Source organism: Nocardia rhizosphaerihabitans, assembly GCF_014646295.1.
Taxonomy (GTDB): Bacteria; Actinomycetota; Actinomycetes; order Mycobacteriales; family Mycobacteriaceae; genus Nocardia; species Nocardia rhizosphaerihabitans.
Map to the genome: position 1 here is coordinate 17,406 of NZ_BMNE01000006.1, position 21,041 is coordinate 38,446.

Annotated in this window: 22 protein-coding genes; 9 read left to right on the forward strand and 13 right to left on the reverse strand. The window is 70.1% G+C overall.

The window, feature by feature from the left end; all coding sequences use genetic code 11:
• Positions 1-236 precede the first annotated feature (236 nt).
• Positions 237-1,535 (forward strand): hypothetical protein, encoded by a 1,299-nt coding sequence (locus IEY60_RS24265; protein WP_189032617.1) that lies wholly within the window; start codon positions 237-239, stop codon positions 1,533-1,535.
• A 78-nt stretch (positions 1,536-1,613) separates the two neighbouring features.
• On the opposite strand, the gene IEY60_RS24270 is transcribed toward IEY60_RS24265, so the two are convergent.
• The 10 genes from IEY60_RS24270 to IEY60_RS24315 all read right to left on the reverse strand — a co-directional run bounded on the left by IEY60_RS24270 (position 1,614) and on the right by IEY60_RS24315 (position 12,275).
• Positions 1,614-3,164: an AIM24 family protein gene (locus IEY60_RS24270; RefSeq protein ID WP_189032619.1), complete on the reverse strand. Its 1,551-nt coding sequence runs from the start codon at positions 3,162-3,164 to the stop codon at positions 1,614-1,616.
• 96 nt (positions 3,165-3,260) lie between these two features.
• Entirely contained in the window at positions 3,261-3,803 is a 543-nt protein-coding gene (locus IEY60_RS24275) for a GNAT family N-acetyltransferase (RefSeq protein WP_189032621.1), read from the reverse strand.
• Positions 3,800-4,777, reverse strand: coding sequence for an ABC transporter substrate-binding protein (locus IEY60_RS24280; protein WP_189032623.1), 978 nt, complete (start codon positions 4,775-4,777; stop codon positions 3,800-3,802). Before IEY60_RS24280 ends, IEY60_RS24275 begins: the two co-directional genes overlap by 4 nt.
• A 33-nt stretch (positions 4,778-4,810) precedes the next feature.
• The gene (locus tag IEY60_RS24285) at positions 4,811-5,896 is read right to left on the reverse strand and encodes a FecCD family ABC transporter permease (RefSeq protein WP_189032625.1); all 1,086 of its coding nucleotides are present in this window, start codon (positions 5,894-5,896) and stop codon (positions 4,811-4,813) included.
• A complete protein-coding gene (locus tag IEY60_RS24290) occupies positions 5,893-6,750 on the reverse strand; it encodes an ABC transporter ATP-binding protein (RefSeq protein WP_229740086.1) in 858 nt (285 codons plus the stop codon). The genes IEY60_RS24285 and IEY60_RS24290 overlap by 4 nt, the downstream gene beginning before the upstream one ends.
• Positions 6,747-7,703 (reverse strand): GHMP family kinase ATP-binding protein, encoded by a 957-nt coding sequence (locus tag IEY60_RS24295; RefSeq protein ID WP_189032627.1) that lies wholly within the window; start codon positions 7,701-7,703, stop codon positions 6,747-6,749. Before IEY60_RS24295 ends, IEY60_RS24290 begins: the two co-directional genes overlap by 4 nt.
• Positions 7,693-9,078 carry an MFS transporter gene (locus IEY60_RS24300; protein ID WP_189032629.1) on the reverse strand — a complete coding sequence of 462 codons (1,386 nt, stop codon included), beginning with the start codon at positions 9,076-9,078 and terminating at the stop codon, positions 7,693-7,695. The genes IEY60_RS24295 and IEY60_RS24300 overlap by 11 nt, the downstream gene beginning before the upstream one ends.
• Before the next feature lie 73 nt (positions 9,079-9,151).
• The gene (locus IEY60_RS24305) at positions 9,152-10,192 is read right to left on the reverse strand and encodes a PLP-dependent cysteine synthase family protein (RefSeq protein ID WP_189032631.1); all 1,041 of its coding nucleotides are present in this window, start codon (positions 10,190-10,192) and stop codon (positions 9,152-9,154) included.
• Complete coding sequence (locus tag IEY60_RS24310) at positions 10,189-11,013, reverse strand: hypothetical protein (protein ID WP_189032634.1); 825 nt, start codon at positions 11,011-11,013, stop codon at positions 10,189-10,191. The genes IEY60_RS24305 and IEY60_RS24310 overlap by 4 nt, the downstream gene beginning before the upstream one ends.
• On the reverse strand, positions 11,010-12,275 hold the full coding sequence (locus IEY60_RS24315; protein ID WP_189032636.1) for an ATP-grasp domain-containing protein: 1,266 nt from the start codon (positions 12,273-12,275) through the stop codon (positions 11,010-11,012). The genes IEY60_RS24310 and IEY60_RS24315 overlap by 4 nt, the downstream gene beginning before the upstream one ends.
• 100 nt (positions 12,276-12,375) lie before the next feature.
• Between IEY60_RS24315 and IEY60_RS24320 the strand changes: the two genes are divergently transcribed.
• Positions 12,376-13,071 (forward strand): DUF8020 domain-containing protein, encoded by a 696-nt coding sequence (locus IEY60_RS24320; protein WP_189032638.1) that lies wholly within the window; start codon positions 12,376-12,378, stop codon positions 13,069-13,071.
• A gap of 18 nt (positions 13,072-13,089) precedes the next feature.
• Here IEY60_RS24320 and IEY60_RS24325 read toward each other — a convergent pair whose 3' ends face one another.
• Positions 13,090-14,292: an MFS transporter gene (locus IEY60_RS24325; protein WP_189032640.1), complete on the reverse strand. Its 1,203-nt coding sequence runs from the start codon at positions 14,290-14,292 to the stop codon at positions 13,090-13,092.
• A 78-nt stretch (positions 14,293-14,370) separates the two neighbouring features.
• Between IEY60_RS24325 and IEY60_RS24330 the strand changes: the two genes are divergently transcribed.
• The gene (locus IEY60_RS24330; RefSeq protein ID WP_189032643.1) at positions 14,371-14,961 is read left to right on the forward strand and encodes a helix-turn-helix domain-containing protein; all 591 of its coding nucleotides are present in this window, start codon (positions 14,371-14,373) and stop codon (positions 14,959-14,961) included.
• A gap of 62 nt (positions 14,962-15,023) precedes the next feature.
• On the forward strand, positions 15,024-16,448 hold the full coding sequence (locus tag IEY60_RS24335) for an amidase (RefSeq protein WP_189032645.1): 1,425 nt from the start codon (positions 15,024-15,026) through the stop codon (positions 16,446-16,448).
• Here the strand turns inward: IEY60_RS24335 and IEY60_RS24340 are convergent, their stop codons facing one another.
• Positions 16,449-16,682, reverse strand: a complete 234-nt coding sequence (locus IEY60_RS24340) for a hypothetical protein (protein WP_189032647.1) — start codon at positions 16,680-16,682, stop codon at positions 16,449-16,451.
• 186 nt (positions 16,683-16,868) lie between these two features.
• Entirely contained in the window at positions 16,869-17,330 is a 462-nt protein-coding gene (locus IEY60_RS24345) for a MarR family winged helix-turn-helix transcriptional regulator (protein WP_189032649.1), read from the reverse strand.
• Positions 17,331-17,388: 58 nt separating this feature from the next.
• Between IEY60_RS24345 and IEY60_RS24350 the strand changes: the two genes are divergently transcribed.
• From IEY60_RS24350 to IEY60_RS24370, 5 genes are all read left to right on the forward strand, one after another.
• The gene (locus IEY60_RS24350) at positions 17,389-17,778 is read left to right on the forward strand and encodes a cupin domain-containing protein (RefSeq protein WP_229740087.1); all 390 of its coding nucleotides are present in this window, start codon (positions 17,389-17,391) and stop codon (positions 17,776-17,778) included.
• Positions 17,779-17,845: 67 nt separating this feature from the next.
• A complete protein-coding gene (locus IEY60_RS24355) occupies positions 17,846-18,790 on the forward strand; it encodes a metal ABC transporter substrate-binding protein (protein WP_189032651.1) in 945 nt (314 codons plus the stop codon).
• Complete coding sequence (locus tag IEY60_RS24360) at positions 18,787-19,518, forward strand: metal ABC transporter ATP-binding protein (protein ID WP_189032653.1); 732 nt, start codon at positions 18,787-18,789, stop codon at positions 19,516-19,518. The genes IEY60_RS24355 and IEY60_RS24360 overlap by 4 nt, the downstream gene beginning before the upstream one ends.
• A 10-nt stretch (positions 19,519-19,528) precedes the next feature.
• Entirely contained in the window at positions 19,529-20,410 is an 882-nt protein-coding gene (locus tag IEY60_RS24365) for a metal ABC transporter permease (protein WP_189032655.1), read from the forward strand.
• Between the two features lie 89 nt (positions 20,411-20,499).
• On the forward strand, positions 20,500-21,021 hold the full coding sequence (locus tag IEY60_RS24370; protein ID WP_189032657.1) for a hypothetical protein: 522 nt from the start codon (positions 20,500-20,502) through the stop codon (positions 21,019-21,021).
• The last annotated feature ends 20 nt before the right edge of the window (positions 21,022-21,041 follow it).

Consider the following 21,041-nt stretch of genomic DNA (forward strand, 5'->3'; position numbering starts at 1 on the left):
AACTCTTGGGCACCGATGGTGCGAAAACCTTGGCTCGGAAGGCGGTCGGGGATTATCTTTCGAAGTTGGACTACCGGCCGGTATCGCCTGCGCGTGTCGCCCGCGGCGCGCCGGGAATGGGGAGCCGTGTCGGAGCATCGGTTTCGCACCGGCGGGTGTATGGACTATTAATGGCGTGTGCCGTTCACACGTGTGGTCACCCGTCTGCCTTCGCGATGCCGGGGCGGTGGTCGAGCATGACCGTCGAGTCTCCCATCGAAGACGACGTCAGCCAGCTCGCCCAGCGAGTCGAACGCGCGCGTGGGCGCCTCGCCTACCAATTCGACCCCGCCCTGACCGACGCGCTGTCGGAAGACGAGCTGCGCGCGGAGCGGGAGCTCGCCGAACGCATCCGTGAACAGGACCGCGAACAGCGCTGGAAGCACACCCAGGCGATGGCGCAGGCCTCCGACCGGGCCAGGCAGACCACCGAAGCAATCGAGAAGGCCGACATGCGAGATCTGCTGCTCGCCAGAAAGGCGATGGCCGCCCAGCGCCGCGAATCGAGTCCGCACGCGAAGCTGGCTTCGCTGTATCGGCACCGGTCGTGGTCACTCAAGGCGCTGGCGGGTGTCGTCGGCGCCGGCATGCTGTGGTCGGCGGTGAACGTGCAGCAGAACATCGCGCCCGGCGGTCCGAGTGACCCGCTGTTCTGGTTCAGTTATCTGCTCGAGGCGATGATCAGTGTCTGTCTGATCATCATCATGGTCGGCACGAACAAGGTCGCCGAGTGGGGCGTCATCGACAACCGGCGCCAGGTCGCGCTGGCCGAGATGGCCCTGCTCGGGCTCACCGTCACCCTCAACACCTATCCCTACGTGCGTGACGGCCGCTGGTATGACGCCGCGGTGCACGCGGTCGCGCCCGTGATGATCGGTGTCGCGCTGCTCATCCACGACGCCGCCAGCGCCCGCTACGGTCTCGCCATCACCCGGGCGACCAGCCAGGTCAGGGACTTGCCCGACCCGGCCGAGAACCTGCTCGGCCGCGGGGCGGGCGAGGGCGTCCGCCTGACCTACCAGCCGCCGATGACGGGTCAGGCTCGCGCCGAGGCGTTCGCCGCCGACCAGGCCGCCGTCACCGCACCGGTCAGCCGGGAGCCCGCGTGGACCCCCACCGAGCCGATCGGCAACGGCAAGCCGACCGAGAAGCGCAAGCGCTTCGGCATCGGCAAGCCGTCGTCGGCGGAGAAGGCCTCGGCCAAGAAGGCCGCGCCGCAGCCGCCCGCCGCGCCCGAGCCCGCCGCCGAGGCCGCCAAGCCCGAGCCGACGACGAAGTCCACCGACTCGGTTCCCGCGGCGCGCAAGAGCACGATCTCCGATATCGAGGCGCGCGTCGAGAAGGCCTTCGCCGAGGCCAACTTCGGCTACGAGGCGATCGAGCCGGTCAATGTGTACGACACCGGGCAGTTCCGTATCGCCGAGAGCCTGGAGCAGGAGCTCAACGCCATGCGGGAGGCCCGCCGTCAGGCCCGCAAGGAGCGCGCGGGGTCCTGACCTCGGCAAACCGTGCCGCTGATTCATGCTCTTGGAGCATGAGTCGGCGGGCCGGGAGGATGTCCCGGCCCGGGTGGGTCAGCCGAACAGGCCGCCGCCGTGGCCTGCCTGCTGGCCGCCGCCGGTGCCGCCGATGAGGCCGCCAGGGGGCAGCTCGGAGGGCTGCACGATGACGAAGCCGCGGCCGGCGAACGACAGCGTGCTCGCCTCGCCGGTGCTGCGGCCCATCAGCCTGCCGAGGCCGAAGGAGTCGTTGCGCTTGATGCCGGTCTGCAGGCTCGACGACCAGGCGACGGCGGCGTTCGGGTCGGCGAAGGTGGCCTGGTCGACGGTGAGCACCACCGGGGTGCCGTGGGTGGTGATGGCGATGCGGCCGCGACCGGTGAACACGCAGTTGAACAGGCCGGCGTTGGAGGCGTAGCCGGCGGCGCCCTGCACGCGGCCGATGTCGTAGTGCAGGGTGGGGTCGAACGCGAGGACGTTGGCGCCGTTGATGGTGAGGCCGTCGGTGCCGTCGAGATCGATGATGTGCACGTCGGCGGCGCTGTTGGCCAGGAACAGGTCGCCGCGGCCGGTCACCTTCATCAGCGGCACGCCCTCGCCGGTGAGGTGCTGGCGGATCGCCCGGCCGATACCGCCGGAGCCGAGGGCCTGGAACTGCAGGTCACCCTGGTAGGCCACCATCGAACCGGCGCGGGCCATCACCTCACCGTTGAGGCCCACCTTGACCATCTTGCCGCCCTGTTTCTGGATACCGAGGCCGTTGACCTCGGCGTGCGAGGGATCGAACAGGTCGCTGTGCACGGGCTGGGCTCCTTGCTGGGATGCGAACGAAGGGTAGGGCTGCTGAGCGGGTCCGCCGGGCTGCTGTCCGTAGCCGGGCTGACCCGTCTGCGGCGGGAAGGCGGGGGCGCCTGCGGGCGGGTAGGGGGGCGCCGCCGGCTGCCCCGGTGGCGGAGCGAACTGGCCTGGCGACGGGGCGAATCGGCCGGGCTGACCGGCGGGCATCGTCGGCTGGCCGGGCGGCACGGCGGCCGCTGCGCCTTGCGATGGATATCCGGCTGCGGGAGCGGCGACCGGCGGGTACGCGGTCGTCGGCGCGGCGCCGCTCTGTGCGGCAGGAGTTTCGGGTTCGTCGTCGAGGTTCACGCCGTAGGCCGACGCGATGCCCGCCAGCCCGTCGTCGTAACCCTGACCGATCGCCCGCACCTTCCACGCGCCGTTGCGGCGGTAGATCTCCACACACACCACACCGCTCTCGGTGGTGAGCCCCTGGATCGGGAAAGTCAGTGCGGTGGAACCGGATCCGATGGTGGCGGTGAGCTGGCCGACGGCGGCGAAGGTGGCGGGCCCGCGGCCGTCGAGGCTGGCGGTGACGACCACCTTGTCCACATCGGCGGGCAGCGCGGAGGTCCGCACCTGCACCACGTCCGGCCCGCCGTTGCCGTGGCGGTACACCACGCCCGGACCGGTCGGCTGGTTGAAGAACACGAAGTCGTCGTCGGAACGCACGACGCCGGCGCTGTTCAGCAACAGCGCCGAGACGTCGACCGAGGCCGAGCTCGCCACGGTGACGGTCAGTTCGTCACCGGGCGCGGGCCGGTTCTCGCCGGGGGCCAGCGCGGTCACGCCACCACCTCCGAAGTCTGGGTGGTTTGTCCGATTCGCAATCGTTCCACGGCCTCGATAGTGCCGTGTGTCCCGCCGCCGCGCCAGCGGCCCCTGTCAGCGGTCCAGGGGAATCTCCAGATGCACCGTCTGGAATCCGTCGTGCGGGCCGCGCGCGTCGTGCACGACCCGGCCGAAGGTGAGCCAGAATTCCAGCGCGCCGGGTGTCCGGGCGTCGGTGTGCAGGTACAGCCGCTCGAACGTCGGCGTGGCGCGCACATGGGCGACGGCGGCCTCGACCAGCCGGGTGGCCAGGCCGCGCCGGTGGTGTTCGGGCCGCACGTACACCCGGAACAGCTGCGCGGTGGTGGCGTCGGGATACCGGCGCGCGAGTTCGGCAGGGTGCGGTGGGTGCGCTGGTCCCTGCGCCCGGATCGCCGCTGTCCCGACGATGACGCCGTCGTGCTCTGCGACCCAGAGCCGGTTGCGCGGATGCGCCAGGTACATGGTGGCGGGGTCGATCACGTCCTGGTGGTATTCGGGCAGGTACCCGATGCCGAACACCTGGTAGAAGGTGTCGAGCATGACGCTGCGAGCGCCCGGCAGGTCGGCGGGTTCGGCGGGCCGGACGAGGTAGCCGGTGGTGGTCGCGGTGGTCATCGCAGGCTCGCCAGTTCGCGGTCGAGCACTTCCAGTCCCTCGACGGCGACCGGTCCGGGACCGGTGTAACCGAAGGGCGCCACGATCATCCGGTTGTCGCGGATCGCGCGTAGCCCGGCCAGTTCGGGTCGCTGGCGCAGCGCGGTGCGGACCGAATCGGGCGTCTGGTCGCCCTGGGTGAGCAGGATGATCACCTCGGGATCGCGGGCGATGAGGGTCTCGGTATTGGCCTCGAAGTTGCGCTTGTCGATCCCGCCGTAGATGTTGTCCAAGCCCAGGATCTTCATCTGTGAATCGACGGTGCTCTTCGCACCGTAGGCCTTGAGCTGGGCGCCGTCGCGGGACAGGATCAGCGCCGCGGCCGGGGTGCGGGTCGCGCCGACGGGATGCCGCGAGGTGACGGCGTCGACGCGTCGCTGCAGCGCGGCGACCTCGGCGTCGGCGGCGCTCGCGGTGCCGAACAGTTTGCCGTAGAGCGCGATGTCGGCGAAGACGTCCTCGAAGGTGCCCGCCGCGTCCCGGCAGTAGCCGCGGGTGACGATCAGCGGAATGTTCACCTGGGCGAGGTCGTCGGGTGTCACCGAGAGGCCTTCGACGCTCACCACCAGGTCGGGGGACCGGTTGATGATCTCCTCGCGCGCGAGTTCCGCCGTGGGCGCGGTGATTTCGATGTTCTGTAGTTCCTCGCCGTATTCGCCGGGGAACGACGCGGCTTCGAACGTGCGGGTGACGATGCGATCGCCCGCGCCCGCGGCGGCGATCAGCGGTGCGGCGATGGAGCCGACCGTGACGACGCGCTGCGGCGGAGCGTCGAACGTGACCTCGCGGCCGCAGCTGGAAATCGACATCGGGAAGCCTTCGGCGGCGGGCCCGGTGGCCGGTGCGGATGTGCCGCATCCGGCGACGACGGCGCTGGTGAACAGTGCGAGAACGGGCAGTGTCGCGCGGCGCGACGGGATGACACCTGTGAACACGGTGATCGGTATTCCTTTCGTGGAGCGAGGAACTCAGGAGGCGGCGGTGTGGAAGCGGCGGATCAGCACGAGCAGCAGTGGCGCGCCGACGGCCGCGGTGACGATGCCGATGGGCAGTTCGCGCGGCGCGAACACGGTGCGCGCCGCCACATCGGCGACGACGAGGAACAGCGCACCGAGCAGTCCGCTGACCACCACCAGCTGCCGGTGCGTGCCGCCCCCGCAGAGCCGGGCGACGTGCGGCACGATCAGCCCGACGAAGCCGATCGCTCCGGCCACGGCCACCACCGCGCCGACGGCCAGGGCCACGATCAGCAAGGCCCACAATCGAATCCGGTTCGGGGCGACGCCGAGCGTGCGCGCGGTGTCGTCGCCGGCGGCGAGCGCGTCCAGTCGCGGAGCCATCAGCAGGACCGCGACGGTCGACGTCGCGACGACCGCCACCGTCGTCGCGACCGACGACCAGGCCGCGGGCGCGAGCGAACCGAGCAGCCAGAACAGCACGGTCCGCGCACCTTCGGGCCGATCGGAGGCGAAGATCAGGAAACTGGTGGCCGCGGAGAAGATGTAGCCGATGGTGACCCCGCCGAGCAGCAGCCGCAGTGAGGTGAGCTGCCCGTTGATCCGCGCGATGACGAACAGCAGCGCGGTGGCGGCCAGTGCGCCGGCGAAGGCGCTCGCGGCCAGGGCTGTCGCGGTGGTCGCCGCGGTGATGCCGAACAGCAGGTACACCGCGGCGCCGGTCGAGGCGCCGGAGGTGACGCCGAGGATGTGCGGGTCGGCGAGCACATTGCGCACCACGGTTTGCAGCACCGCGCCGGTGATCGCCAGCGCCGCACCGACGAGCGCCCCGAGCAGCACCCGTGGCACCCGCACCAGCCAGACGATGGAATCCTGCGCGGCGGTCCAGTCGGCGGTCACCGGGTGCCCGATCGTGTGATGCCCGATGATCCGCGCGACGGTGCCCGGCGGCACGGCGACCGGCCCGAGCCCGGCGGCCACCAGCAGCGTGACAACGAGCGCGACACCGAGTCCACCGGCAAGCAGCAGCGCTCGGCCCCGGTGCCGGGCATGGTCGAGATCGTCGACGGTCGGTTCTGTCGTCAGGGTCGCGGTCATCGCGCGGCCGCCTCTCGCGTGTCGGGCGACGGCGAGCCGGCCCTCGGGACGTCGTGGTCGGCGGCTTCGGGTAGCTGCGCATCCGCTGAATGCTCGGCTGCCGGGCCGAAGAGGAGCTGGACCGCGCCGAAAGCTGTTGTCCGCCGGACGGGTATGCCGTAGACGGGTTCGAGGATTTCCGGTGTCAGTACCTCGGCGACCGTGCCAGCGGCGGCGACCCGGCCACCGTCCAGCAGGACGAGCCGGTCGCAGTAGCGGGCGGCCAGGTTCAGCTCGTGCAGGACCACGATGGTGGTGGTCGCGGTGAGGCCCTGGACGAGGCTGAGCAGTTCGTGCTGGTAGCGGATGTCGAGATGATTGGTCGGTTCGTCGAGGAGAAGATGGTCGGCCTGCTGGGCCAGTGCTCTGGCGATGAGGACGCGCTGGCGTTCGCCGCCGGAGAGGGTCGCGAAACGGCGCTCGGCCAGTGCTCGCGCCCCGACGTGTTCGAGCGCGGCCGCGGCGGCGATCCGGTCGGCCCGCGAATATCCCTGGAACGCACCGACCCACGGTGACCTGCCGAGCAGCACCGTCTCGGCCACGGTGACCGGCGTATCCGGTGAGGCTTCCTGGGCGACGACGGCGAGCCTGCCCGCGAGCTCTCGCCCGCGCAACTGGTCCACCGGGGTCTGATCGATGACGACGGACCCGCCCGCCGGACGCAGGGCGCGATACATCAGCCGCAGCAGCGTGGACTTGCCCGAGCCGTTGGGGCCGATCAGTCCGACCGTGCTGCCGGGCTCGGCTCGAAAGGTGATGTTGTCGAGGGTGATTCGGCCGTCGTAAGCGAAGCCGATCTGGTCGACGGTGATCATCGTGGAGTGCTCTCCGCTCGGGGGCTGGGCGACAGGTGGGTTCGGTCGCCGGTGTGGACGAGCTGCTCGGCGTCGACACCGGGCCGCCAGGAGTGGTGCACCGTGACCGAGCAGGCGAAGGTGTCGCAGATCTGTTGCGCGGCAACGACTTGTTCGCGAATTCGCGGATTGCCGTCGGCCAGCAGGACGCCGGTGGTCGTGCCGCTGTGTGCGACGACGACTCCGACCGCCCCGATCGCCCGCGCCGCGCGGATCGTCGCGTCCAGATGCGGGCGGTCACGCAGCGCGGCGCTCAGGACCGCGCTGCGGGTGGCGACCGCCCCGATCCCGGCGACGTCACCGCGCGCGACCGCGACACCGAGCTCGCCCAGCAGCCGGTCGTATTCGCGCTTGTCCGCCGGGCTGAAACTCCTGCCTGCGCGGTTGAATTCGACGGTGTCGACCGTGCCGCCCTCGTCGCCGGCGACGATCGTCAGCGCGGGCAGGGTGCCGAGCCGGGCGAACAACCGGACCTCACGGTGGAAGTAGGCGACAGTGCCCGGATACATGACACCGTCGGACGGTTCGATGGCGCGCAGGTCGTCCTCGAGTTCGCCGACCGGTACGGTGCGTCCCTCGGCATCGGCGACCGCGCGGGCGGTGGCGACGAGATCGGCGGTGGAACTGGCCAGTCCCTTGCCTTCGGGCAGTTCACTGTGCAGCGTCAGCCGTCCACCGCGCAGCACGCGGGAGCGAGCGACCATCGCGCTCGCCAGTCGGCGCGCCTTCGACTTCTGTCGTGGGACAACGGTGACGCCGTCGCCACCGGGTTCGAAGACGGCAACGGAGCCACGCCGGATGGGCAGAGTGACCAGGAAGTGCCGATCGCGCGCGGTCACGCCCTGGAGCAGCTCCCCACAGCTGCCGTAGGCGCGGCCGACACCGATTCCGGACGCGGTGAAGTCAGTTGCCATCGGTCTCACCGCTTTTCGCCACAGTGCGCCGAATCGCCGCTGCGCCGAGGGTGCCGTGCGTTGTCGCCGCGGGAGTCGGGGAATGATCATCTGTGCCGGTGCCGCCGGGCACGAGGTCAGCGGTGACCGTGTCGGGTCCGGGTAGCAGATGCCGCCGGTGCAGTTCCAGGAGTGCGACCGCCGACAGCAGTCCCGCGGCGGCGCAGAGCAGAGCGGGAGGCCAGGTCAGCGGCCCGCCGGACCGGTCGAGCACCGCGCCCGTGACCGATGTGGCGGCGACCGTGAACACCCCCGACGCCAGATAGAACGCGCCGAAGTAGGTCCCGGTCAGTCGACGCCCGGCGAAGCGGCCGATCGCCTCGTTGACGAACGGCTGTACCGCGGTGACCCCGATGGCGAGCAGCACCGCCGCCGCGACTACGGGCGCGACCCGGAACGCGGTGCCCGCCAGGCCGTCTCCCGACTTCGCGACGAGACCCGCCGCGGCGGGTGGCAGCAGGAACGAGACGCCCATGATCGCCATCCCGAGCGCCATCGCGGGCCCGCGCTGCGGCCTGCGAGCCAGCACCGAGGTGACCCGTACCTGCAGCGCCACCACCGCGATCGTCTCCACCACGAACAGCGCGGCCACCGCGGCGGGACCGTGCCCCGGCCCCGCACTGTCCTGCGCCTGCAGCGTGAACAGGAAATAGATCTGGCTCATCAGCGCGAACATCGGCATCAGGGCGAGGGTGAACGCCCAGAACCGTCGATCCGTGAACACCGTCGCGAAGTCGGCGCCGACGCCACCGTCGTGCCGAGGCACCGGACGGGCGGGCAGCAGCAGCCACTGCACCACCGCGAGCACCGCGAAGATCGCCGCCGCGACCAGCGCGGAGATCCGGAAACCGGCCGCGATCAACACCGTGCCGACCACCGGCCCGATCGCGGAGCCCGCATTGCCGAACACGTTGAACAGCGCGAACGCTTGCGCCGACCGGGCACCGCTGTCGCGGGCGATGAGCGCGCGGACCGCCGGATTGAACAGTGCCCCGGCGAAGCCCGTGAGCACCGACGCCGCCAGCACGACCGGCAGCGACCCGCCGACGGCGAACAGCGCGAAGCCGAGCGCTCTGACGGCCAGCCCGGTCATGATCACGCCACGGGCGCCGAGCCGGTCCGCCGCCGAGCCGCCGACCAGGAACAGACCCTGCTGGCTGAGATTGCGCACCCCGAGCACCACACCGACGACAGCCGCCGACAGCGCGAGGTCGTCGAGCAGATATTCGGCCAGGAACGGCACCAGCAGGTAGAAACCGACATGGCCGACAAGGTGATTCACCAGCAGCAGCCGCACCGCGCCCGGCATGGTGCGGAAGGTGGCGATGCCGTTCATCCGACGGCCCCGGCGACGTCTGCGCGCGGTGCCCCCGGTCCGGTGCCACGGTGGGTCGGCCGGGCGATTCGGGTCACGCCGTCACCTCCGCGGCCGGGTCGCGCACGACCGAACATCGGCCCCAGCCGGTCACCTCGGCCACCGCAGGGGCGTCGAGTTCGGTCGGTTCGGTGGTCTGCGCGCCGAACAGGCCGTTGGCACGGCACCACTCGTCGTCGTAGATGGTGCGCAGGTAGCGGTGCGGTCCGTCGGGGAACACGGTGAGTACCCGCGCTTCGGGTTCACGGTCGGCGACCCACGCCGCGACCAGCGCGGCGGCGCCCGTGCTCCAGCCGCCCGCGATCCCGGTCGAGGCCGCGAGCCGCCTGCACGACGCGACCGCCTCGGTAGCCCCGACCCAGTGCACCTCGTCGAAATCGGCGTAGGCCACATTGCGGGGCAGGATGCTGCTGCCGAGACCACGCATGAGCCTGCGCCGATCGGGCTGGCCGAAGATGCGCGAACCGACCGCGTCGACGCCGATCACCCGCAGCCGGGGCCAGCGAGTGCGCAGCACCCGGGTCAGTCCGGCGCAGTGCCCGCCGGATCCGATCGAGGCGACCAGCACGTCGACGGCGTCGACCTGGTCGAGGATCTCCTCGCCCATCGCGCGATAGCCGCTCGCGTTGTCGGGGTTGTCGTACTGGTCGGGCCAGTACGCGCCCGGTGTCGCGGCGAGCAGTTCGGCGAGCCGATCCAGTCTTGCCCGCTGCCAGCCGCCGGTGGGATGCGGTGCGGTGACCACGTCCAGCGCGACCCCGAACGCCGAGAACAACGAGCGCAGGTCGGGTTCCAGCTCGTCGTCGACCACGAGCTGCACGGGATGTCCGAGTGCCTTGCCTGCCAGCGCCAACCCCAATCCGAGGGTGCCGCTGGTGGATTCGATGATCGTCGCGCCCGGTGCGAGCTCGCCTCGGTCCGCCGCCGCGCGCAGCATCGACACGGCGGCGCGCGATTTCATTCCCGCGATGCTCGCTGCTTCGAGTTTGGCTGTGTACCAGCCTTTTCCGGTGTGAATCGGTACCGAAGGGGTCCCGCCGATCAACTGCAGAAGGGCGGGTTGCGGTGTGGTCATGACAGCTCTCGGTAGGCGACGATGGTGCTGGGACCACCGTCGAGGGAGAAGAACGGGTAGGGCTCGGCCGAGACCGCGTGCACGCCCGCGCCGAGGAACCACGGCAGGATCGCGCTGCCGGTCTGGGCGAACAGGACCAAGGGGGCATCGCGCTCGGTGGCGACGGCACGCAGTTCGTCGAAACTGCCGTTGCCCAAGGTCATCCCGGTGACCAGCAGCGCGTCGTAGCCGCCGGGTGCCGCCGCGACGGACTCGTACACGTGCTCGCCCCACTCGGTGACGCCACCGGCGAGGTCACACGGCAGGTAATCGATCTCGCGTGCGCGCAGTTCGGCGAGCAGCGAGCCGACCACCCCGACGACCAGCACGGTGCCGACCCTCGCGGGCAGCAGGTCGACCACAGTGGTGGCTCGGCGGCGCGATTTCGCCAACGAGGTCGTCCCCTCGATCACCACCGGCTCACCCGTCGCCCCGCCCGCGTACGGATGCGGCCGGACGTGCATCAGGTAGGCGTCCAGCGCGGCGATCCTGACCTCGGAACGCGGATGGTCGAGCAGGTCGGCGATCGAGGCGGCGACGCAGTCGTCGACGAGATCGCCGGTGGCCGTTCCCGGTTCGAGTCCACACGAACCGACGGCCGCGCCGAGCCGAATGCTGAGTATCTCGTTGCGGTAGTTCCGGTTCCGGCCCGCGTGCCGGGTGCCGTAGGTGGTGCGGAAGGCGGTCGAGGCGCGCAGGGACGCCGCGTCCGGTCCGAGCCGACCCGATCGCGCCCACTCGGTGAGCTCGGCGACCGAGGTGGGACAGGCGGAGACGGTCATGCCACACCGCCGGGCGCGGCGAGTTCGAAGCGCAGGTCGGCGATCAGCTTCTGTGCCAGATCGCCCGCGGCGCCGGGTGTCTCGTCGGCGACCATGACATGGCCGAGATAGCTGTTGTTGTCGGTCGCCGGACGGACCTGCGTGCCCGGGGCCGGCAGGGTGTACTCCACGATCCGGGCGTCGTCGGGCCAGTGCGTGGCGCCGTCGACGGCGGTGAGCACACCGGTCACGGCGGGCACCGCGAAGGCGACGGCCGCGCTCTCGATGCCGGTTGGGCGTGGCGTCAGATCCGGTGTGCCGCCCGCGGCGACCTCGGCATACGTCGCGGCCAAATCGATTCCGGTGACACGCCGGACGAGTTCGGTGATCCGGTTCCCGGCGGGCCGGGGATTCACCTCGATCAGCCGCGGGCCACGCGGGCCCAGTTTGATCTCGGTGTGCGCGACGGTCGCGTCCAGGCGCAGGGCGGCGACGGCCGCCAAAGCGAGTTCGACTACGGCGTCGGTGTCGGCGCCCGACAGCGCGGCGGGGAACATGTGGCCGGACTCGATGAACGAGGGCGTGCCGGTGAGTTGCTTGTCGGTCACGCCGATCACCGTCGTGTGTCCGCCCACGGTCACCGTCTCCACGCTGAATTCCGGTCCGTCCACGCACTCTTCGAGCAGGACCCTGGGGGAGCGGCGCTGTCCGCGCGCGTTCACCGGGAATCCGGCGATCCGGTCCACCGCGGTGCGCAGTTCGGCCTCGTTCTCGACCCGGCGGACGAACATCCCGCCGCACAGATCGACCGGCTTCACCACCAGTGGATAGCCGAGTTCGGCTGCGGTGCAGGCGATCTCGGCCCAGTCCTCGGCGACGGTGAAGTCGGGGCCCGCGACACCGGCGGCCTGGCAGATCTGCCTGGTCCGGTGCTTGTCGCAGGCGTCGGCCACCGCGGCGCGGCCCGGGCCGGGCAGCCCGAGGTCGGCGGCGATCGCGGCGACCGTCGGCAGGTAGTAGTCGCACGAGGTGAGCACGCCGTCGAAGCCGAAGACCTCGTGCAGTCCGCGCACGTACGGCAGCAGCGCGGCCTCGTCGTTGGTCTCCGCGGTGAACACGTTGTCGGCGCCGAGCAGTGGGTGTGGCGAGGGCGTTCCGGCCCGGAGGTAGTGCCCGAGATCCCTGGTCAGAAAGCTGAATCTGTGTCCGGTGTCCTTGATTCCCGCGGGGAGCAGGGTGCTCATCGAGCCGACCCAACTCTCCACCATCAGCAGATGTCCCACGTAGCCTCCCAGCCTCGAGCAAGGTGCTAATGATAACCATTATCGTTACCATTCCGATAGTCGAGCGCTCGCCCGACTGGAGACAATTGAGGAAAACCGCATGTTGATGAGGAAAATTGTTGTGCCCGCGATGGTTTCGCTGGCGGCGATGACGGTGACCGCGGGGACGGTGCACGCGGAGTCCGCGGAGCAGGCCATCGGCTTCACCGCGCACGCCACCGAGACCGCGTCGATCATCGAGATCGAGGCGGGCTCGCTGGTGGTCGAGAACGGGGCACTGCAGGTGCGTGACGGCGACGGCACCGTGGTGGCGGGTACCCCGCTCACCTTCACCGTCGACGACTTCCAGTTCCCCATCGCCGCCGAGATCACCGGCCGCACCGCCACTCTCACGCCACAGCTGTCGATGGACAAGGCGGTGTACAAGCCGGTCGCGCTGCCGTTCGAGGACAAGGCGCCGTGGAAGTCGGAGTACGACCGTGAGCAGGCGGCATGGTCGCGGATGACCAGCACCATCTCCCTCGGTGCCGCGGTCGGCACCCTGGTCGGTGGCCTCGGCGGCGCGGCGGTCGGCTGCGTGCTCGGCGGCATCGTGGGCGCCACGGTGGCCGCGGCCACGATCGTCGGGTTGTTCGGGCCGTTCCTGCCCGCCGCCGCGGTCGGGTGCATCGGCGGCATCCTGGCCGTCGGCGCGCTCGGGACGGTGGCGGGTCAAATCCTGGTGACCGCGCCGGTCGCGATCGGCGCGGCCATCCAGTACTTCACCACGATCAACGCCCCGTTCCAGGGGAAGTGACGCCTCGCCCGGCCGTCCCTACCCGGGGACGGTCGGGCTGTCGGCGGACGCGCGCTCGATCAGCACGACCGGGATGGTCACCAGCGCCAGGCCCGCGCCGATCCACGGCACCGCGGTGATCGGCGCACCGGCGTTCAGTGCGACGCCGGCGACGACGGGAACGAGACCGATGCCCAGCTGGAACGCCGACACCGTGGTCGCGCCTGCCAGGGTGGGTGCGCCCGCGGCGATGGTGAACACGCGCCCGTAGATCGCGGGGTTGAGCACGAACCCGGCGATGCCGAGCAGCAGGACCAGCGCGACGACGGCCACCGCGTGTCCGGCGAACACCGCGATCAGCATCGAACACAGTGCGATCCCGGCCGACCCCGCGACCAGCGCCAGGTACGGCCGCTGGTCGGAGATCCGGCCACCGACCGCCAAGCCGATGTACGCGCCGACACCGAACAGCACCAGGATCGGCGCGAGCCAGGCATCGGGAATCCCGGTGACGGTGGTCAGCAGTTCGGCGAGGTAGTTGAACGTGATCATGTAGGCCGCCGTGCTCAGCAGCGTGGCGGCGAGGACGAGCCACAGCCGCGGCTGCCGCAGCGCGGCGAACTCGCGGTCGAGACGGGGTTCCTCGCCCGCCGAGGTCGCGGGCATCAGCACGGCGACGGCGGCCGCGGCCAGGACGGTGAGAACGACCACCAGCCAGAAGCCGCCCTGCCACCCGGTGCGGTAACCGATGAATGTCCCGGCGGGCCCGCCGAGAATCATCGCCAGACCGAGTCCGCTGATCACCACGCCCGACGCGCGGGCCGCGCGATCGCCGGGCACCAGGCCGACGGCCGTCACCGCCGCGACCGCGAAGAACCCCGCGTAGGCCAGGCCCGCCACGAAGCGGGTGATCAGCAGCGCGCCGTAACTGCCGATCAGCAGCCCGACCGCGATCGACGCGGCGAAGACCAACTGGGTCACCACCAGTGCGGTCCGCCGCGGCCAATGCAGGCTGACCACCGCGAACGGCGGCCCGCCGAGGACGACACCGATCGCGAACGCGGTGATCAGCCCGCCGACGGCAGCCAGGCTGACCTCGATATCGGCGGCCACCGCGGGCAGTACCCCGGCGAGGAGGAACTCCGCGCTCCCCATGGCGAACAGGCTGAAAGCCAGCAGATATACCCCGGCAGGGAGGAAGCGTTCCCGGCTGCGCGGCGGCAATGTCGACGTTGAACTCATAACTCGCAGCGTGCTTTTCGTCTCCCGGAACGGCAACGAATCGTTGCCGAAACTGGAACGATCACGTTGACTGGACCGGTGCCTAACCATCCCGCCATCGACGCGACCCTCGGCCAGGTCGGTGTCCGCGTCCGGCGACTCCGGGAGAGCAAAGACCTCTCGCTCGCGGACCTGAGCCGGCTCACCGACATCTCCAAGAGCACCCTGTCCCGGCTCGAATCCGGCCAGCGCAAGCCGAGTTTGGAGTTGCTGCTGCCGATCGCGGCGGCTCTGGCGGTGCCGATCGACGAGATCGTGGCCGCGCCCCGCATCCTCGACCCGCGGCTGCCGCAGAAACCGCGGCACGCAGGCGGTCGCGTCATCGTGCCGCTGTCGAAGACGCAAGGCGAGCCGAAGGCCTACAAGCTGATCATCCCCGAGACCGAGTCCGAGCCGTTCCCGCGCACGCACGCAGGCTACGAATGGCTCTACGTGCTCAGTGGGCGATTGCGTCTCGTCCTGGGCGACTACGACGTCGTCCTCGGACCGGGTGAGGTCGCCGAGTTCGACACCTTGCACCCGCACTGGTTCGGGTCCACCGGTCGCGGCAGTGTCGAAGTGCTCAGTCTCTTCGGTGGGCAGGGCGAGCGAATCCACATCAAGGCCAGGTCCGCTCCGCCCGGACTCTAAGGGTTTCTCGAGGAAACCGCGCAGCCCCGCACAGAGCCGTCCGATCGCATTACGCTGCGGATATGAGCTCTCCGGTCCATGGATTCACCGACGACGCACTCGGCACGCTGGACGCCGTCGGCGTCGCTGCGGCGCTGCGTGCGGGGGAGGTGAGCAGGGCCGAGGTGCTCGCGGCCGCTGTCGCGCGGACCCGCCGGGTCGACCCGAGCCTGGACGCGGTGCAGCTGAGCTGCTTCGACCGGGCCTCGACCATGCCGGAGACCGCGGGCGTGTTCGCCGGTGTGCCCGCGTTCGTCAAGGACAACACCGATATCGCCGGGCTGCCCAGCTGCCACGGTTCGGCGGCGTTCACGCCGCGGCCCGCCACCGCGACCGGCGGTCCGGGCGCGCAGTTCCTGCATTCGGGCGTGGTCGTGATCGGCAAGTCGACGCTGCCGGAGTTCGGGCTCACCGCCAGCACCGAGTTCACCGATCGCGCGCCGACCCGCAATCCGTGGAATCCGGAATATTCGGCGGGTGCTTCCTCGGGTGGCTCGGCGGCGCTGGTCGCGGCCGGCGTGGTGCCGATCGCGCACGCCAACGACGGCGGCGGCTCGATCCGGATTCCGGCCGCGGCCAACGGCCTGGTCGGGCTCAAGCCGACCCGCAACCGGCTGCTCGACCAGCCGGGGGCCCGCCAGCTGCCGGTGCACCTGGTCACCGAGGGCGTGCTGACCCGGTCGGTGCGCGACACCGCGCACTATCTGGCCGCCGTCGAGCAGTTCGGTGCGAACCCGAAGCTGGCGCCGATCGGCCTGGTCGAGGGACCCAGCGCGCGGCGGTTACGGATCGGGCTGATCACCGAGGATGTGCTCGGCCGTCCGGTGCACCCCGACAATGCCGCCGTGCTGTCCTCGGCCGCAACCATTCTCGCCGGTCTCGGGCATGAGGTCGTCGCGATGCGCCTCGACGTGGAACCGCGGTTCATCGAGGACTTCAAGCGGTACTGGGCGGTGATGGCCGCGGCGATGACGCTGTCGTTCCGGCTGGGCCACCGCGACCATTTCGACCCGAGCAAGCTCGACCCGTTCACCAAGGGCCTGATCGGGCTGGCCGCGCGCAATCCGCTCGGTGCGGCAGCGGCCGCGTGGCGCTTGCGGTCGGGAACCGCCACCTACGACAAGCATTTCGCCGAGGTCGACGTGCTGCTCACCCCGGTGCTCTCGCATCCGGCGCCGCGGATCGGCGAGCTGGCGCCGGGCCAGCCGTTCGACGCGTTGTTCACGAAACTGGTCGACTACGTGGGTTTCACGCCGCTCAACAATGTGGGCGGCGGACCGGCGGTGTCGCTGCCGCACGGCCTGCTGCCGCACGGCCTGCCCGGCTCGATCCAGCTCGCCGGGCGCCGCGGCGACGAACGGACCCTGCTCGACCTGGCCTACCAGCTGGAAGCGTCGAGCCCGTTCCCGCGCATCGTCGACCGCACGGCCGCCGAGGGCGCGGCCTGATCAGCTCTGGCGCACCGCGACATTGATCGGGCGCAGCCTGCCGGGACTGGCGGTGCCTGCCTCGAATGCCCAGTGCTCGCCGTGCCAGTCGGGGAAGTCGGTGTGCCAGCGACCGACCAGGCGCGGGTCTTCCAGCGAGGCGATGACGCCGGCCGAGCCGGTGTACTGCAGGCGCTCGTACTTGTGCCGGGTGACGGTGTCGACCGGCGTGGCGAGCGTGGCGAGGGGAGACATGGCGATCCTCCGGGATCGAGAAAAACGGTGGCTGACGTGACGAGGCGCTCCCGGACCGGTGGCCCGGATGCCGCGGTGGCGCGTCACCGCTCGAAGCCGAGTATGCCGCGCGCAGCGACACTACGCGCACTCTTTTGAAAATCCTGTTCTTCGAATTAACGGTTACCCGTCATCGGAGAGTAAAGATCACCATGATGGGCGCACCCGGCCCGGCGTGACGACCCGGGCGATGGCATTTCTGACCTGGTTGAACGTCGTCGCGCCGAGGGCGTCGGTCCAGCGTGCGGCGAATTCGGCGGCCGCGGCATCGGCGGCCCTGGTGCAGGCCCAGCCGCGTTCGGTGAGGGTGATCAGCCGGGCCCGCGCATCGCGCGGATGGGGGTTGCGGTCGGCGTAACCCTTGGTGACCAGCTCGTCGACCAGCTGGCTGGCCGCCTGCTTGGTGACGCCCAGATGCTCGGCGATCTCGCCGACGGTCGCGCCGTGGGGCGCCATCCGGACGAAGGCGAAGCCGTGGGCGGGGCGGATATCGGTGAAGCCCGCCGCGGTGACCCCGTCGTTGATCGCCTGGCTCACCTCGGCGGCCGCTGCCAGCAGCAGCAGGGGTAGATCGCCTGCGGGTGGGGGGTTCTGGGGCACGGCAGTCATTCTGGCACTTGACACATTGGTCAATCTACTTGACTATATGGACAAGTAAATTGACTTTATGCAGGAGGCGCACATGCCGGTCATCCACTCCGAAAACGCCCAGGTGCACGAGATCCACAACGCCAGGTTCACCTCGCTCATCCGCCCCGGCACCGGCAGTGCCGAACTCTGCGTCTGGCAGACCGAGGTCGCGCCCGATTCGGTGGGCGTGCCGCACCGAATCCTGGGGGAGGAGGCCTTCGTCCTGCTCTCGGGCGAGGTGACGATGACGATCGACGGTGAGTCGGCGCCGATGACACCGGGTGACGCGGCCGTCGCGCCCGCTGGTTCGACGATCGCGCTCGCCAATGCGACGGCGGCGCCCGCGGTGCTGCTCGTCACGGTCCGTGTCGGCTTCTCCGCCGAGCTGCCCGATGGCTCCACTTTCGTTCCGCCGTGGGCATCCTGAACCGTCACCGCGTCTGTTCCTGTCGGTGAACTTGAAAGTTTGGTCGCCCTAACAATATAATTCTGGAATGAAGGTTGGGTTTCACCGGTCGCCCGGATCGTCGCGGCGGCGAGTTGTCGCGGCGTGTGTGCTGAGTGTCATGGCGTTCGCGCTCACCGCGTGCGGTGGTGTCGCGGCCGAGGACGACGGCAAGAAGGTCGTGCTCACCACCTTCACCGTGCTCGCCGATATGGCGCGCAATGTGGCGGGGGAGCATCTGCGGGTCGAGTCGATCACCAAGGTCGGCGCCGAGATCCATGGGTACGAGCCGACGCCCGGCGACATCAAGAAGGCGGCCAAGGCCGATCTGATCCTGGACAACGGGCTCAACCTGGAAGCCTGGTTCGCCCAGTTCGTCGCCGATCTCGACGTGCCGCACGCCGTGGTCAGCGAGGGTGTCACCCCGATGGACATCGGTGAGGACGCCTACCGGGGCAAGCCGAATCCGCATGCCTGGATGTCGCCGGTGAACGCGCAGATCTATGTCGACAACATGGTCCGCGCGTTCACCGGCCTCGATCCCGAGCACGCCGAGGCCTACCGCGCCAACGGCACCGCCTACAAGGCCCAGCTCGGCGCCGTCCACAACGACCTGGTCGCCGCGGTGAACACCCTGCCCACCGATCAGCGGGCCCTGGTGACCTGCGAGGGCGCGTTCTCCTACCTCGCCCGCGACACGGGTCTCACCGAGAAGTACATCTGGCCGGTCAACGCCGAGCAGCAGGCCACGCCGCAGCAGATCGGCTCGGCGATCGACTTCGTGCGCCAGCGCGGAGTGCCCGCGGTGTTCTGCGAGTCGACCGTCTCCGACGCGCCGATGCAGCGCGTGGTCGAGGCCACCGGCTCACGCTACGGCGGCACCCTCTACGTCGACTCGCTCTCGGAGGCGGACGGCCCGGTGCCGACCTATCTGCAGCTGATCCGCCATGATGCGAACATCATCGCCACCGCCCTCGCCGGAGCCCCGAGATGACCACCGCGCCCGTCGTCGAGATCCAGGACGTCACCGTCCACTACGGTGACGTGCTCGCGCTCGACAATGTCGAACTGACCCTGAAGTCCGGCCGGGTCTGCGGCCTGATCGGGATGAACGGCTCGGGCAAGTCGACGCTGTTCAAGACCGTCATGGGCCTGGTCACCCCCGACCGTGGCCGGGTGCTCATCAACGGCAACCCGCCCGCCGCCGCGCGCAAGGCGGGCAGCCTCGGTTACGTGCCGCAATCGGAAGACGTGGACTGGAGCTTCCCGCTGTCGGTGCGCGATGTCGTGATGACCGGCCGTTACGGGAAGATGGGTTTCACCCGGCGGGCGAGCAAGGTCGATCGCGCCGCCGTCGCCGACGCGCTGGCCCGCGTCGATCTCACCGAACTCGCCGATCGCCAGATCGGCCAGCTCTCCGGTGGCCAGAAGAAGCGGACCTTCGTGGCGCGCGGCATCGCGCAGGAGGCAACGATCCTGCTGCTCGACGAGCCGTTCGCCGGCGTCGACAAGCGGTCGGAGGCGACCATCACCGCGCTGCTGCGCGAACTCGCCGCCGACGGCGCGACCATCCTGGTCTCCACCCACGATCTGCACGCGCTCCCGCAGCTGGCCGACGAAGCGGTGCTGCTGAACCGCCGGGTGCTCGAACACGGCGACCCGGATGTGGTGTTGCGGCCGGAAAACCTGGCCAAGGCCTTCGGGCTCGAGCTGGACGAGTGAGGAAACACCGATGAGTCTCGAAGAATTCTTCCTCGACCCGCTGCGCTACGAGTTCATGGTGCGCGCGCTCGCGACGACCGTCACCGCGGCGGTGGTGTGCGCGGTGCTGTCGTGCTGGCTGGTGCTGATCGGCTGGTCGCTGATGGGCGACGCGGTCTCGCACGCGGTGCTGCCCGGTGTGGTGCTGGCCTACATCGTCGGCTGGCCGTTCGCGGTCGGCGCGGTGATCTTCGGATTCCTCGCGGTCGCGCTGATCGGCGTCGTCCGCGACACCAGCCGGGTCAAAGAGGACGCCGCCATCGGCATCGTCTTCACGACCCTGTTCGCGTTCGGCCTGGTCCTGGTGTCGGTGACGCCGAGTCAAACCGATCTGAACCACATCGTGTTCGGCAATCTGCTCGGCGTGAGCCAGGGCGAGATGGTCCAGATCATGATCCTGGCCGCGATCGTGCTGACGGCCCTGGTGCTCGAGCGCCGCGATTTCACGCTCTACGCCTTCGACGCCACCCACGCCCACGCCATCGGCCTGAGTCCGCGAATCCTCGGGACGGCGTTGCTCGGTCTGCTCGCGCTCACGTCGGTGGTGGCGTTGCAGGCGGTCGGCGTGGTGCTGGTCGTCGCCATGCTGATCATCCCGGGTGCGACGGCCTATCTGCTCACCGATCGCTTCAGCCGAATGCTGCTCATCGCCCCGACGGTGTCGGTGGTGTGCGCGGTGACCGGTCTCTACATCAGCTACCACCTCGACACCGCCGCGGGCGGCATGGTCGTGGTGACCCAGGGCATCGCGTTCACGCTGGTCTACCTGTTCGCGCCCCGGCACGGCATCATCGGCCGCCGGGTGACCGCCGCGCGTGCGAGGGCGAGCTCGAAGGTGGCCGTCTCGAGCTGAATTCGGCGAATCCGCCGCGGGACGGCGATGCGCGACGCACGATGCTATCTAGAACGTGTTTCACCTCGCGCGGGAAAGGTCGTCGCTCGATGTTCGGTCTCGGGGTACTCGATACTGCCGCACTGTCTTCGGATTCGCCCGACGGGCGGCCGCGGGAAGTGCGGCGGGCACAGCAGCTGGCGGTGTGGCAGGCCATCTACTGCACCGGTGTCGCGGTCGCGGTGATTCCGGCGGCGGCGCTGCTGCCGTCGGACTCGGTGCTGCTGCGGTACGTGGGGTCGGCCTACCTCACCGCGGCCGCGGCGCTGCTGCTCGCGCTGGCCACCCTCGCGTTCACCGTGCGCTCCCGCTACGCGCACGCCCTCGGCTGGTACGCGGCCGCGCTGGTGGTTCTGGTCGGGGCGTTCGGCGTTCTCACCCTCCCCGCGGTCGTGGTGTCGGTGGCGGTGATCGTGCTGCTCGACCGCCCGGCGTCCAAGGCCTGGTTCGAGGTCGAGGAGACTCCCGAACCCCTCGCCTTCCGCGGCCACGTCACGCGGATCCCGGCAGTGGTCCGTCCTCTCGCAGGGCCGGTCGGCACCGGCTGGAAGTCCCTGCTGGCCGAGCGGTAGGCGACGGCCTGACCCGGATT